Source organism: Nocardia sp. Root136 (assembly GCF_001427185.1).
Taxonomy (GTDB): domain Bacteria; phylum Actinomycetota; class Actinomycetes; order Mycobacteriales; family Mycobacteriaceae; genus Nocardia; species Nocardia salmonicida.
This window is the reverse complement of record NZ_LMFE01000011.1, coordinates 177830-192014: the sequence shown is the minus strand read 5'-3', so window position 1 is coordinate 192014 and position 14185 is coordinate 177830. Positions and strand designations below refer to the sequence as shown.

The 14185-nt window shown below is 67.3% G+C and carries 10 protein-coding genes; 3 read left to right on the top strand and 7 right to left on the bottom strand.

What is annotated here, in order from left to right; all coding sequences use genetic code 11:
• Positions 1-730: 730 nt before the first annotated feature.
• Positions 731-1027 (top strand): hypothetical protein, encoded by a 297-nt coding sequence (locus tag ASD42_RS28550; protein ID WP_056822270.1) that lies wholly within the window; start codon positions 731-733, stop codon positions 1025-1027.
• Between the two features lie 114 nt (positions 1028-1141).
• On the opposite strand, the gene ASD42_RS28545 is transcribed toward ASD42_RS28550, so the two are convergent.
• Positions 1142-1639 (bottom strand): peptidylprolyl isomerase, encoded by a 498-nt coding sequence (locus ASD42_RS28545; protein ID WP_056822265.1) that lies wholly within the window; start codon positions 1637-1639, stop codon positions 1142-1144.
• A 78-nt stretch (positions 1640-1717) separates the two neighbouring features.
• On the opposite strand from ASD42_RS28545, the gene ASD42_RS28540 reads away from it, so the two are divergent.
• Positions 1718-5050, top strand: a complete 3333-nt coding sequence (locus tag ASD42_RS28540; protein WP_056822263.1) for an arabinosyltransferase domain-containing protein — start codon at positions 1718-1720, stop codon at positions 5048-5050.
• A gap of 186 nt (positions 5051-5236) precedes the next feature.
• Here the strand turns inward: ASD42_RS28540 and ASD42_RS34625 are convergent, their stop codons facing one another.
• From ASD42_RS34625 to ASD42_RS28520, 5 genes are all read right to left on the bottom strand, one after another.
• Entirely contained in the window at positions 5237-5398 is a 162-nt protein-coding gene (locus tag ASD42_RS34625; RefSeq protein ID WP_156677619.1) for a hypothetical protein, read from the bottom strand.
• A gap of 162 nt (positions 5399-5560) precedes the next feature.
• Entirely contained in the window at positions 5561-8905 is a 3345-nt protein-coding gene (locus ASD42_RS28535; protein ID WP_056822261.1) for an arabinosyltransferase domain-containing protein, read from the bottom strand.
• Positions 8906-8995: 90 nt separating this feature from the next.
• Positions 8996-9508: a hypothetical protein gene (locus tag ASD42_RS28530; protein WP_056822258.1), complete on the bottom strand. Its 513-nt coding sequence runs from the start codon at positions 9506-9508 to the stop codon at positions 8996-8998.
• A gap of 215 nt (positions 9509-9723) precedes the next feature.
• Complete coding sequence (locus ASD42_RS28525; protein WP_056822254.1) at positions 9724-10266, bottom strand: hypothetical protein; 543 nt, start codon at positions 10264-10266, stop codon at positions 9724-9726.
• 176 nt (positions 10267-10442) lie between these two features.
• Positions 10443-11405, bottom strand: a complete 963-nt coding sequence (locus ASD42_RS28520; protein WP_056822251.1) for a helix-turn-helix transcriptional regulator — start codon at positions 11403-11405, stop codon at positions 10443-10445.
• Positions 11406-11490: 85 nt separating this feature from the next.
• On the opposite strand from ASD42_RS28520, the gene ASD42_RS28515 reads away from it, so the two are divergent.
• Complete coding sequence (locus ASD42_RS28515; protein ID WP_056822248.1) at positions 11491-12120, top strand: TIGR03086 family metal-binding protein; 630 nt, start codon at positions 11491-11493, stop codon at positions 12118-12120.
• A gap of 28 nt (positions 12121-12148) precedes the next feature.
• Here the strand turns inward: ASD42_RS28515 and ASD42_RS28510 are convergent, their stop codons facing one another.
• Positions 12149-14155, bottom strand: a complete 2007-nt coding sequence (locus ASD42_RS28510) for a galactan 5-O-arabinofuranosyltransferase (RefSeq protein WP_056822245.1) — start codon at positions 14153-14155, stop codon at positions 12149-12151.
• Positions 14156-14185 lie beyond the last annotated feature (30 nt).

The window sequence follows — 14185 nt, the reverse complement described above, 5'->3', positions numbered from 1 at the left end:
TATTCCCCCAAGAACTTTGGTCAGTCGAGACACGGTACCGCGTGCCCGTGGCGAGTAGTCGACGGAACCCCGGAGCGAAATGTCCGGGGACGGTTCGGGTTCGCCTCCCCGATCGGAGCACCCAGGGGTGCCGGTGTCGTAACCATCCCTGCCCGCTTCCCCGCACCGAACCCCGATTTGCGTCGTCGGCCAACACCATTGGCCCCACGCCTGTTTCGGCGTGTGGCGATGTTGGACCTGGGCGAAGGTGTGCACTCCCGAACCGGCCAGGTGCGTACGTGCGAGGCGTACGACGAAGGTGCTCGCAGGAGGCTGGGTGTCAGGGTTTTCTGTCCCTCGGTCGGGCTCTCCGATAACGACCGACAGGAGCGGCCGCAGCCCAGGGCACGACACAGGTAGCCCGCCGTCAGGGCGCGGACAGACCCCTGGAACGACGAAAGCCCGGCATCAAGAGGCGCCGAGCCGTTGCATGTAGGATTTCATCCCACGGTGCGAACAGCTACTGACTGTTTCGTACCTAGGCCGTTCGGTGAGTTGGCGCTCGCCGGGCGGCCGTTCTTGTTCGTGTGACGCTACACACTCCGGCGCGCACTAGCAACTGTCGAGTTCCCGCTCTGGCCAGGGGATTCCACAAGACCAGTCGTCATGGCGACTTCCTCGCTGACTTGTCGTGGCGACTCGCTTCGGCCCGAGCTCGACGGAGGATTCCCATCCCATAGGAGGATGAGTAGTGGGGATTTCGATTATTGTCCAGAACCAGATGCATCACCGAGTCGACATCTACTCCGGCCAGGTGGCGTCCAAGTTATCGGAGATGGCGCTCGCTGCGCCGAAGGGATCCATGCTCGGGGAGATACACGCTTACGCCGACACGATGTTCAACTCTTTCCAGTTGAATTTGTTTCTAGCGGAACTGTCGAATATGACCGCCGAGGACGACTCCGAGCAAGAGGTCTTCGATACGTTGAGCAGGGCTGCCGAGGAAGCAATTCGGTGTAATGGGTATCTATGGTTCAGTGGTGACTGACCGGCGCAAGATCGAATAATTTCGCAGGTCATCGGCATGATGGGGTATCGAGGCGGCTATAGCGCGGGCCGCCACCGGATATGCGGTGACGGCCCGGCGCACTATGTCGAGAGATTAAGCGACAGAGGCGGATTCGATGATGACGTCGTCGACGGGGACGTCCTGGTGGGGGCCGGCGCTGCCGGTGGTGACGGCGGCGATCTTGTCGACTACCTCGAAGCCGTCGGTGACCTTGCCGAAGACGGCGTAGCCCCAGCCCTGACCCTGGGGGGCGGAGTGGTTGAGGAAGGCGTTGTCGGAGATGTTGATGAAGAACTGCGCGGTGGCCGAGTGGGGGTCGTTGGTACGAGCCATCGCGACGGTGTACTTGTCGTTCTTCAGGCCGTTGGTGGCCTCGTTCTGGATCGGCGCCTGAGTCGGCTTCTGCTTCAGGCCGGGCTCGAAGCCGCCGCCCTGCACCATGAAACCGGGGATGACGCGATGGAACACGGTGCCGGCGTAATGGCCCGAGTTCACGTAGTTCACGAAGTTGGCGACCGTGTTCGGCGCGGCCTGGTCGTCCAACTCGAGCACGATCGGTCCGTAATTGGTTTCGAGATTCACCTTGGTCATGGAGTCGAGTCTAGGGAAGTCCACTACTAAGGCGTGCGACCCCTCACAAGTACCGAGGGACAGATAGCATGTCGAACCGTGCCAGACGCCGCTACAGCCGTTCTTACCAAGCCTCCTGCCGAACCGGTGGCCTCCGCGAAGGACTTCCGGATCGCGCGATGGATCGCGATGGTCGCCGGGATTCTCGGTGCCCTGTTCGCGGTGGCCACGCCGTTTCTTCCGGTCACCCAGACGACCGCGCAACTGAACTGGCCGCAGAACGGCACGCTCGCGAACGTGGCCGCACCGCTGATGTCGCAGGTGCCGATCGACCTGAATGTGTCGATCCCGTGTTCGGCCGTGGCGACGCTGCCGGAACAGGGCGGCATGCTGCTGGCGACCGCGCCGCCGCAGGGCGATCGCGCGGCTCTGGAGGCGCTGTTCGTGCGCGTCTCCGATACGGCCGTCGACGTGGTGGATCGCAACGCGGTGGTCGCCTCGGCGGACCGGTCGGCGATGGACGGGTGCTCGGCGATCCGGATCAGTTCCGATCAGAACCGCACGAGTGCGGAGTTCGTGGGGCTGAGCAAGCAGGTCGAGCGGCCGGTCGCCGGTCAGCCGGGCGTGGTGGAAACCGTGCAGGTGCCCGTGCAGGGGCAGCTCGCCGGTGACCTGCGGCCCCAGATCGTCGGCGTGTTCACCGATCTCGAAGGCGCGGTGCCGCCGGGTCTCTCGCTGACCTCGACGATCGACACCCGCTTCTCGTCGAGCCCGTCGCTGATCAAGCTGGTGGCGATCATCGCGGCCGTGCTGTGCACCCTGCTGGCGCTCGGCGCGCTCGGTCGTCTCGACGGCAGTGACGGGCGTGGGCACCGCCGCTTCCTGCCGCGCAACTGGCTGAAGCCGACCTGGGCTGACGGCGCGGTGGTCGGCACGCTGCTGGTCTGGCATTTCGTCGGCGCCAACACCTCCGACGACGGCTACATCCTGTCGATGGTGCGCGTGGCCCCCGACGCGGGTTATATGGCCAACTACTTCCGCTGGTACGGCGTCCCCGAGGCACCGTTCGGCTGGTACTACTACGTCATCCAGGTGTTCGCGGAGATCTCCACGGCCAGCCCGTGGGTGCGCGTGCCCGCGCTGATCTGCGCGATCCTGTGCTGGATGGTGATCAGCCGCGAGGTGGTGCCCCGCCTCGGCAACGCCGTGAAGCGCTCTCAGGTGGCGCTGTGGACCGGTGGACTGGTGTTCCTGGCGTTCTGGCTGCCGTTCGACAACGGCCTGCGTTCGGAGCCGATCGTGGCCCTGGGCGCGCTGCTCACCTGGGTTTCCATCGAACGCGCCATCGCCACCGGCCGACTGCTGCCCGCCGGCATCGCGGTGCTGATCGCGGCGTTCACTCTCGCCGCCGCGCCCACCGGCCTGATGTGTATCGCCGCGCTGCTGGCCGGTATCCGGCCGCTGGTGCGGATCATCGTGCGCCGGCATCGCGAGTTCGGCACGCTCGCGCTGCTGGCTCCGATCGCGTCGGCGGGCGTGCTCGTGCTCACGGTCGTCTACGGCGACCAGACCTTCGCGGGCATCCAGGAAGCCAACCGGGTGCGTCAGGCCACCGGCCCGAACCTGGCCTGGTACGAGGACTACCTGCGCTACTACTACATGTTCGTCGAGACCGTCGACGGCTCGCTGGCTCGCCGTTTCGCCTTCCTGGTGATGCTGCTGTGCCTGTTCACGACGCTGCTGGTGCTGCTGCGCCGCCGTCAGGTACCGGGGATCGCGTCGGGTCCGACCTGGCGTCTGATGGGAATCGTCTTCGGCACGATCTTCTTCATGATGTTCAACCCCACCAAGTGGACCCACCACTTCGGCGCCTACGCGGGCATCGCGGGTGGGCTCGCGGCGGTGACCGCGGTGGCGGTGTCGCAGAGCGCGCTGCGGTCACGCAAGAATCGGGCGATCTTCCTGGCCGGATTGCTGTTCGTGCTCGCGCTGTCGTTCTCGGGCATCAATGGCTACTGGTACGTGTCCAGTTACGGGGTGCCGTGGTTCGACAGGACCATCTCGGTGAGCGGCATCAACTCCAACACCGTGATGCTGATCCTGTTCGGCGTGGCCTTGGCGCTGGTCGGCTGGTACGCGCTGCGCGAGGATTACGTGAAGCCGGTGCCTTCGGCGAAGACCGCGCGCGGCAGAAGGATTCGCAAGTTCGCCGCTATCCCGCTGACCATCGTGGTCGGTCTGATGGTGCTGTTCGAGGTCCTCTCGCTGGTCAAGGGCGCGACGCAGCAGTACCCCGGCTACTCGCTCGGCCGCTCCAACATCGACGCGCTGAGCAACAACTCGTGTGGCCTGGCCAACGACGTGCTGGTCGAACCCGACCCGAACGGCGGCAGGCTCGACCCGATCGTCGACCCGGCCCGTCCGTTCACCGACCCCAACGACCCGCTCGCCGGCACCGGCGCGGTCGGGTTCACCCCCAACGGCGTGCCCAGCGACCTGTCGGCCGACGCGGTCGAGGTGAAGCCGGGCACCGGTAACACCAGCAACCAGTCGGTGGGCGCGGCCTTCGCCGAAGGCGAGAGCGCGGGCACCGGCGGCGGCGAGGGCGCACGCGGCATCAACGGTTCGACCGTGGCGCTGCCGTTCGGCCTCGACCCGGCCCAGACCCCGCTTCTGGGCTCCTACCAGGAGGGCATGCAGCAGCCGGCCCACCTGGAATCGGCCTGGTACGGTCTGCCCGCCCGCTCGGACGACTCGCCGCTGGTCGTGATCAGCGCGGCCGGTCGCATCGCTTCCAAGGACGACTCGGGCTCCGACAAGTACGGCCAGGCGCTGTTCGTCGAATACGGCACCCGCAACCCCGACGGCAGTGTCACCACGCTCGGCGCCTACCAGCCGCGCGATATCGGCCCCGCCCCGTCGTGGCGCAACCTGCGGGTGCCGCTGGCCGACCTCCCGGCCGAGGTGAACGCGGTGCGCGTGATGGTCAACGACCCGATCCTGATCGGCGATCAGTGGCTGGCGTTCACCCCGCCTCGGGTGCCGAAGCTGCAGACTCTGGACACGTTCATCGGCCGTGACCAGCCGGTCCTGCTGGACTGGGCCGTCGGTCTGCAGTTCCCGTGCCAGCGTCCGTTCGCGCACAAGAACGGCGTGGCCGAGGTGGCGAACTACCGGATCCTGCCGGACCGTCCGCTGGCGATCTCGTCGACCGACACCTGGCAGGCGCAGGAGTTCGGTGGTCCGCTCGGCATGACGCAGATGTTGGCGAGCCGGGTCACCATCCCGACCTATCTGAAGGACGACTGGGCCCGCGACTGGGGCTCGCTGGAACGCTACGACCAGTACGCGCAGGCCACGCCCGCCGAGCTGGAGACCGGCACCGCGCCGCGCAACGGGCTGTGGAGCCCGGGCCCCCTGCGGGTCTTCTAGCCATGGAGGTCTTGTAGTTCTCGGCCGCCTCGATCTGGACTGACCGAAGGGTGCGACGAAGGAGTACCCGTAGGGAGGGAAGATCGAGGCCCACAGGGCCGAGAATTCGCGGCGCCAGCCGCCAAAGTTAAAGGCGCGGATCACATGATGTGGTCCGCGCCTTTGTGGTCGTATGAGGGACAGGAGTCAGACGTTGAGCATGCGACGGTTCAGGTCGCGGCGTAATACCTCTTGTGAAGGCAGTCTTTCCAGTACCCGCATTACGGCCGGTCGTAGTTCTTGCTTCTCGTCGTTGCTGAGCAACTCGACGAGATCTCGTAGATCCATGTCATCGAAGGCTCCTGTCATACCCACAAGGGTACGTGCTCAAACGTGCAGGCACAGGACCTTTACCATGTCATTTACAGGTGTTTCATCAAATCGAAACCCTAACGGGCACTGAAGGTTTCATGAGAGACCTGCGCCAGTGCCCGGTCACTGCCCTTACGCTGCCAGTGTCACTACGTAGTCCTACTGTGCCCGAATTGCCGGTTCTTTGGCTCGTCCTGTCTGATCGATCACAGTCACGCCGATCTTCGCGGGCGGTGCGGGCTGATACGGCGTGAACCGCTCCAGCGAGCCCCAGTCACGGCCGAGATCGTGGTCGAGATAGGTGGGCACAGTCTCGGCCTTCAACAGCAGATTTGTCCACCCGAGCGGGCCGCCGCCGATGTCGTCCTGCCACGCGTTGGACGCGTCCGAACCGACCCTGTCGGGCATGATCCGCCACTGTGGGGCCTCCGCGACGCCGTCGTGGTGCTCGAACGGACGCTGGCAGGGGAACGCGAGGCCGACGTGCCAGTCGAGCAGCACCGGGTCCGTCCGGCCGACCACCGAGTCCAGGGTGGCCAGTTTCGGCAGGCGCGGCGGTGTGACCGCGAGCCACTGCTTGCCGGTGATGTCGTTGTCGGCGGCGACCAGGCGCACCGCGTTCACGCCGACGGGCAGCTGATCGATCGGCACGCGCAGGTTGCGCCACGACGGGGCGGGCCCGATATCCATCGGCGCGACCGAGCCGGTGACCTCGACGGAACCGTCGGCGGCGCGGGTGCCGTATTCCAGGCGCAGATCCTGGCCGTAGTGAACCACGCCGTCGGTATCGACGTAGCGGATCCGCCCGGCCGCGGTGACCACGAGGGCCTGATAGGCGGGATCGTCGCGCATGCTGTCGCCGAGGTCGACGCGATACCACTGTGAGGTCAGCTTCGCCTGCTGCTGCACGCCGTCCTGGAAGGAGCCGAGGACCGGGGTGCGGGCGGGGTCGAGGCCGAAGGGCAGGGCGACGGTGCTGCCGTTGATGCCGGGTTCGGCGCTGGTGCCGCCGCCGGTGCCCGCGCCGGTGGTCTTGGTGGTCTTGTTGGCGGAATCGTTGTCGACCGAGTTGGCGCCGCCGACCACGGTTTCGTCGGCATCGGCGGTGAGGTCGTCGGCTACGCCGTCCGGGGTGAAGCCGGTGGATTCGGCGTTCAGCCCGTCGGCGGGGGCGCCGGTGTAGGGGGTGAGCAGTGAATCGGCGGTATTCGTTTCCACCAGAACGTCATTGGCGAGGCCGCACGTATTGCCCTGCAGCGAATTGATATTCGACTTCGCGATGGAATAGGCGGGGTACTGGGTGATGGCCCCCTTGGCCATCGACGCCACCTCGAACAGCACGAGCAGGGCCGCGGCGATGGTCAGCGGCATGGTCGCGAAGCGATCGAAACGGCCGGTATCGGAAGGGGTTCGGTAGGGGTCGCGCAGGTGGAAATACAGCGCGACGAGGAGGGCGAGGATGCTGAGTCCGAGGAACAGGGTCGACACGCCCTTGCCCGCCACCATCGGCGCCTTGTCCCAGAACGGCACGCCGTAGCTGGACACGTACCACCAACCGTTGGACCCGGTGAAGGTCATCGCGAGCAGGAACAGAACGGCCGCCGCGAACAGCGAGCGATTGCGGGGGGCGCGAATTCCGTTGGTACCCACAGCCACCGCCGCCAAGGCCGCCAGCGAGCCCGCGAGGCCCGCGTAGACGCCGAAGTGGTGGGTCCACTTGGTCGGCGTCCACATCATCAGCAGGAGTGCCGCGAAGACGATGCCGAGGATGCGCACCGAGGGGCCGCGTGAGGTGCCGCGAATGCGGCCCTTGCGCAGGACCTGCAGGATGCAGACGAGCAGGCACAGCAGCATCACCAGGACGCCGAAACGACGGGCCAGCGAGCCGTCGGGGGAGAGCATGAACAGCGAGTCCCAGCGGGTGCGTTCGTCGAACCAGGCGACGTTCGGGCCGACGAGGGTGCGGACTCGGGTGGCTTCCATGACGGTGGCCAGCGTCTGGTCGGCGAAGACGATGATGAGCACCAGTGTGCCCGCCGCGACGCCGGGGGCCAGGAGCGCGGCATAACGGAAGATCTTGGTGCCCAGTGAGAATCGCTCGGGCTTACGGCCGGCAGGCGCGGAACTCTGGTCGGCGGCGTCGACCGCATTGTCGGCGGCGATTCGGCGTGGTCGCAGACCTTGCGCGCGTTTGATGATGATCTGCATGACCGGGCGGGTGCCCGCGAGCAGCGCGGCGATGCAGATCAGGCCGGTCGGGCCTGCCGCCAGCGAGAACGCAGCCACGAGGACGGCCAGGGCGGCGGGCAGCAGTCGCGCGGTGGCGATGGCGCGTTCGATGAGGCACCAGGTGAGCAGGGCGCCCGCCGCGATCAGCGGTTCGGGGCGAAGGCCGTTGTCGTAGGGGAGCCAGAAGGCGAGGAACACCAGGCCCGCCGTCCACAGCGCCACCTTGTCGCGGCGCACGCGCGCACCGAGGCGGGGCAGCACTTCTCGGCTGATCACCGCCCAGCAGACCAGTCCGGCGGCGAGGGCGGGCAGGCGCATCCACGGGCTGGCGTCGGAGACCTTCGTCATCCAGGCGAGCAGTTCGTAGGACCAGCCGAACGGGGCCTCCGGCACGCCGAACCAGCGGTAGTAGTTCGCCATGTACCCCGACGGGCCCGACGCGCGCGCCATATTGAGGATGTAGCCGTCGTCGGAGGTGTTGGCGCCGATCACATGCCAGCCGAGCAGCGTCACGACCACCACCACGTCGGTGGGGGTGATCCGCCACCAGTGCCGGGGCAGGAAGCGTCGCGCGCGGCGGCCGTCGGCGGTGTCGAGCAGGTGCAGCGCGATCAACGCGAGCAGGGTGAAGACCCCGGCGCCGATCATCGCCACGAGTTTCAGCGTGGTCGGCGTCGAGGTGAAGCGGGAGTCGATATCGGCGTGCAGCCGGGCGCCGGTGAGGGCCGCCGCGTCGAGGTCGGTGTAGACGCCGACGATCTGCGGGCGCTTGTCGACGGTGACGGTGTTGCGGAACGGGGTGCCGTCCTGGCGCGCGGCGCCGACGAACTCGACGGTCGTCGCCTCGATGGTCGAGACGATGCTGATCCGCTCACACCCACCGATCTCGGCGATCGGCGCCGACAGCATCGGCACATCGCGCGCCTGCACGCCCACCACGCCGTCGCGCACGGTGACGCTCAGCCCGCGGTCGGCTTTGCCGGAGGCGACCGGAATCGTCGTCAACAGGGTGGTCGTGCTCGGGTTCTCCGCGCCGGGGCCGGGCAGCCCACTCAGCATGGTGCACGGCAGCTGCGCGTCGAGCCGCTGCGGCACATACGACACCAGCGGTGCCTCGACGCTGGTCGCGCCCGCCTGCGGCCAGTCCAGGCTCGCGCGGTCCTGGCGCACCGGCAACAGCGGTGTGAGCAGGGCAAGCACGAACCCGAGCAGCCCACAGACAAGGGCGATCAGGCGGTATCGGGTGAACGCTCGTTCAGATCGGTCCGGTCGCACGGGGACTGATGCTAGCCATCGAACCTGTGCGCGGGTCGGCGCCGCTCCTGATGAGCCCGGGCGCGACAGCGTTTTTCAGCCGCGCAGGGCCTAACCGGTACGGCGGTCGGCCCAGTCGAGCTGGGTTCGGGCCCAGTCGGGGATCTCGGTGTCGGGGCGCGGGAAGGCGGCGAATTCGGCGCGGAGGTCGTCGGCCGAGACCTCCGGCATCCAGTCCGCGACGGCGACGGTGGAGTAGTTGGTCTTGTATCGCGTGGGGCCCGCGATGAAGATCTCGGCGCTGAGCCAGGCCCCGGTCTCGGGGTCGTAGGACATGCGCTTGTGATCGGTCAGGTATTCGAGCACCTCGGTGGGCGGCATCAGGTTGGTGACCGTTCCATTGCGCTCTTTGATCTGTACCCCGGCGACGGTCTGCTCGCCGACCTGCAGCGACCACAGCAGTGCGAATTTCTGGCCGGGTGCGAGCAGGGCGATGGTGGCGTCGATGACGACCCGTTCGATCGCGGCGAGTGAGTCGAGCTGCTCGCGCGGTTCGGGTTCACGGCCGAGACGTTGCGTCCGTGTCAACAAAAGATCGATCCGCTCCGGTCGGTTGAGCGTCATAGCTATACCTCTGCATCCGTACCGATCAGCGCTACCAAAACCTGATTTCGGTCGGCCGAACTTCCAACATTTCGCAGCGTACTCGCCCCGCGACACCGACCGCGCGGTTTGTTGACACTGACCGGACATATTGTGGTCTATCGAGCTCCCGCACACCAGTAGCTATCGGGTGTCGATAGACACAGGGTCGACGCCGTCACACCACGGCGATCGGCTCACGCCGCCGATGCGCGCAGCGCGAACCAGCCATCGCGCGGGTCGGCGAAGCCGTGATAGACCAGGGGAATGCGCTGGTCGATCGCGAAATACCGATAGACGGCCTCCATCGCCTGGCGGACCGAATGCGCCTGGAAATCATCGATGCGGCGCACGCCGATGCGCCGTTCGGGCAGCATCGCCAGCCGGGTGAGCTCGGCCGGATCGTCCACATCGAGCCCCCACGGCGCGGGTTCTTCGATGAGATGGTCGTGCAGAACCTCCCGCGCGACCGGCGGATCGTGGCGCGGACCGGAGAACGCGACCTGCTGCGCGCGAGCGAGCCCACGGGTGTCCAGCGGCGTGCGCACGGCCTGGATCAGGTCGATCAGTTCGGTGTCGGGGGTGGGTTCGAGTATTCGCCCGGCGACCGGGGCCTGTTCGAGCAGGTGCATCATCTGCCCGCCCAGAACCAGCGGTTCGGGCACCAGGAAAACACTGATGCTCGGGCAGGAGCAGTTCAGGCCGGTGAGGCACACCCTCGTGTGCAACGGATCGGACATACGTCCTCCTCCGGTAGCGGGTCGCCGGGACCCGTGACGTGCAGGATCTGATTCCAACAGCCGCCGATGGGGTTGTGCGCTCCGTCGGCGACGACCGTGCCGCACCCGTCAGTGTAGTGCCGTAGGGCCGGATGAACACCTGGTTCCGGCACGGATCGGACACGATCGGCACCGCGTCACGGTGCGACCGATTCGGTGTAGCGGCGGGCCAGGGTGCGCAGGTGCGCGACCAGTTCCGGCGGGCCGTCGACGCGGAAATCCATCATCAACATGCTGAGGTAGATCGCGATCGTCTCCATCGCGTCGGCGCCGGTGAGCAGCACACAACTGTGCTCGTCGATGGGCTCGACCACACCGACCGCCGGGTTGATCCTGGCGATGACGGTCTCGGCCGGTTCGAGGACGGTGACGCGGGCGTGCACGCGCCAGCCGGTGGACGCGATGTGGCGCATGACGAAGGCGACGAGGTCGTCGTCCGGAAGTGCGCGCGGGGCGAACACGCGAGCGCCGGCCTCGGCCCGGGTGATCCCGGCAGCTGGGAGGGCCGTCCAGTCATGGGTGCTCATGCTGTAGGCGACGAGGTACCAGCGGCGTTGCCAGTTGATCAGCCGGTAGGGCTCGAGCTCTGTTGCGCCGTCGGATGTTTCGACGGTGACGGCGGTGGTGCGGCGGACGGCGTCGGCGAGGGTGGTGAGGATGCCCGTGGCGACCGGTGCGTCCGGTTCGCGTGAGCCAGTGGTGGCCGGGCCGATCTCGGTGGCATCGCGCAGCGCGGAGACCTTGCGCTGCAGGCGTTTCGGGAGGATCTGTTCGATCTTGCGCAGTGCTCGGGTGAGCTGGTCGCCGATGTCGGAGACGGCGAGTGAGCCGTCGTGGGCGACGGCGATGGACAGCGCGACCGCGACGGCTTCCTCGTCGTCGAGCAGTAGCGGCGGCATGGTCGCGCCTCGGCCGAGGCGATAGCCGCCGATCGCACCGCGTTCCGCGTGCACGGGATAGCCGAGTTCGCGGAGTCGCGAAATGTCGTTGCGCACGGTGCGTTCGGTGATGTCGAGGCGCTCGGCGAGTTCGCGGCCGGTGTAGTCGCGGTTCTGGAGCAGGGCGAGCAGACGCAGGACGCGCGGGGTGGTCGCAGCCATTTTTCACCTCGGAAAAGAATATAGGAAAGAAACGAGCCTAATAGGTTTCTAGGCTGGAGTCATCACCGAAACGAAAGGCACCATCATGAACAGCACCGCAGCCCTCGAAACCGTCTGGCGCGACGTGGTCGCCACCTCCTACCAGGCCCTCAGCGACGCTGTCGCCGGTATCGCCGACGACCAGTGGGACCTGCCCACGCCCTGCTCGGACTGGACCGTCACCCAGGTCATCCAGCACGCCGCGGGCGATCAACTCGCCTACGCCGCGGCCCTCGGAGTCGGCCCCGGCCCGTCCTACAACCCCTTCGACCCCTCCGGCGCCATCGACGGCACCGCCGCCGCGCTGGTCCGCGAAGCCATCGACCAGACCGCCGCGGCCTGGGCCACGGTCTCCGCCGACACCGCCACCGTGCCCACGCCTCTCCCGCACGGCGATCTCCCCACCCCCGTCGCGGCCACCCTCGCCGCTCTCGACGCGGCGGTCCACGCCTGGGACATCGCGATCGCCACCGGTCAGCCGTCGCCCCTCACCGACGAACTGTCGGCCCACCTTCTCGCGGCCGCCCGCACGATCCACCCGGCCCCCGGTTCGGGCGCCGACGCCGAGATCATCGAACCCCTCCGGCAGTGGGGCGCCTACGCCCCGATCGTCGAAGGACCGGCAACCACGCCCACCGCCGAACTCCTCCACTATCTCGGCCGCACCGCTGCGTGAACGGGGATCGGCCGAACGTGGCCTCGGATCAGCGCACGGTAATCAGGGTGAAGGGACCGATCTCGGTGGCGGTGAAGGCGGGATCGGTGAACAGGGACTTGGGGAACGACACCGTGTAGCGCTTGACGTTCGGGTCGTTCGGGTAGACGTCTTCGGCCAGGCGCAGGGTGTAGTTGTCGCCGTCGCTACGGAAGAGGAAGGCGTCGGGGGCCCGCCACGGGGACTTCGACAGTGCTTCGATCAGAGCGGGGGAGTCGGGGAGCTTGCTCCAGTCGGCGATGGTGGCGGCGCGAGCCTTGAAGTCGGACAAGGGGTTCGCGTAGTGGGAGGTGAGGGCCTGGAAGCCCCAGTAGGGGTAGAAGGCCAGGAAGGTGGTGTCGGCGGTGAGGACGACGGATTCGTCGCGGGGCCTGCCGGTTCGGGCCAGGATGGCCTCGTCGACGGCGTGGTAGTACGCGACGGCGGAGGGCTTGCGCTTGTCGGCGCGTTCTCCGTAGGTGCCGTCGGCATTCGGGACATCGGTGGGCACGGTGTCGGTGTAGGCGGTGTCGATCTCGTGGGTGAGGACGGTGGGGATCATCTGGGCGAAGGCGAGAGCGCCGAGGACGGCGATCGCCGCCGCGGCGGTTCGCAAGGGGGCGGGTTCGTTCAACGCCTGGTAGACGGCGGTCGCGCCTTCGACGAAGCCGAAAACGCCGGCGGCGGCGAGCAGTGCGAGCAGGACCGGCTCGAGTCGGAAGGACAGCAGAGTCGTGCCCGCCGCGGTCGCCGCCATCGAGAGCAGCGTCCACAGGTAGATCGATACGACGCCGATGCCCAGTGCCTGTGCGCGCCTGGATGATCCGGCCCGAATCACCAGCCACAGCACGCCGAGCAGGCAGAACGCTCCGCGCAGGGAGAACTCGAGCATCGGGAACGCGAGCTGGGCGCCGGATTCGGGCAGGTAGTGGAATGCGTTGCCGGACGGCATCTTCGCACCGGACAGCATCTTCAGCAGATACGGCGTCCACACGACGAGGGCCAGCACGACGGCGATACCGCCGATGGACGCCAGCCGGGTCAGTGGCGCGATCGCGGCACGCCACGCGGACGACGCACTGATCGAAGCAGCTCCGCCGTCAGTGGCCGCCGACCCGGCCCGTGCTCCGCCGACCCGGTGTGCCCGCCGTCCGGCTGCCCGCTGCGAGTAGACCGCGAACCCGGCCGCGACCACCCCCATGATCACCACGGTGAACGCCGCGATCGCCAGATACAACGTGTAGAAACACGCGGCCACCCCGAGGAACACCCCGGTTCCGAGCACCGCGCCCCACCCGCCGGAACGACGATGCAACGCACCCCATGCCAGTACCAGCACCGGCGGAATGAACACCACGAGCACCGCGCCATACGCCTCCGGCGAGGCGTAAGCCAACGTCATCGCCGTGACAGCGGCAGCCGCCCCCACCGCCATATCGGCCCGCACCAATTGCATCCACAACACCAGCGCCACCGCGGCGGCAATGGCGAGCAGCCCGATCGCGTACGGCTTGAACACTTCCCAGCCGTCCAGGCCGAGCACGTTGCCCACGCGCCCGCCGATCCAGAACCACCCGGCCGGATAGAACGGCGGCAGATCCACATAGGTCATATCGCGCAGAGCGGCGCTGTCGGTGAGCCGCGTCAGATATTCGGTCCGGAATTCCTGATCGACCGAGACACCGAACAGGTACAACTTCGTCGCGGCCAGCGGCATCCCCAGCGTGATGGTGACGAAGCTCGAAATGCCCACCCAGGACAGCAGTTTCGCCGCCACCGGCCACTTGCGCAGGCGGATCAACAGCACCGAGACCACCAGCAGCGCGATCGAAACGACCTGGCCCACCGTGGTCAGGGCGCGAGTCACATGGGAGGAGTTGAACGCGGGCCACTGCACCGCCGAGAACGCGAACAGTCCCACCGCGGCGACAACGAGTGCCACCACTGCGGCGGCGACCCCTTCACCGACCCCGGTCCAGATCCTGCGCCCCGCCCGCACCTCGTCATTGGTCGTCATCGGCGCGCAATCCTCCGGCTCCACTGTGCT

Excerpts from the sequence above, each read along its gene's own strand:
- ASD42_RS28520 (WP_056822251.1), bottom strand. The coding sequence starts at position 11,405 with ATGGCTGCGACCACCCCGCGCGTCCTGCGTCTGCTCGCCCTGCTCCAG.
- ASD42_RS28530 (WP_056822258.1), bottom strand. The coding sequence starts at position 9,508 with ATGACGCTCAACCGACCGGAGCGGATCGATCTTTTGTTGACACGGACG.
- ASD42_RS28510 (WP_056822245.1), bottom strand. The coding sequence starts at position 14,155 with ATGACGACCAATGACGAGGTGCGGGCGGGGCGCAGGATCTGGACCGGG.
- ASD42_RS28515 (WP_056822248.1), top strand. The coding sequence starts at position 11,491 with ATGAACAGCACCGCAGCCCTCGAAACCGTCTGGCGCGACGTGGTCGCC.
- ASD42_RS28525 (WP_056822254.1), bottom strand. The coding sequence starts at position 10,266 with ATGTCCGATCCGTTGCACACGAGGGTGTGCCTCACCGGCCTGAACTGC.
- ASD42_RS28545 (WP_056822265.1), bottom strand. The coding sequence starts at position 1,639 with ATGACCAAGGTGAATCTCGAAACCAATTACGGACCGATCGTGCTCGAG.
- ASD42_RS34625 (WP_156677619.1), bottom strand. The coding sequence starts at position 5,398 with ATGACAGGAGCCTTCGATGACATGGATCTACGAGATCTCGTCGAGTTG.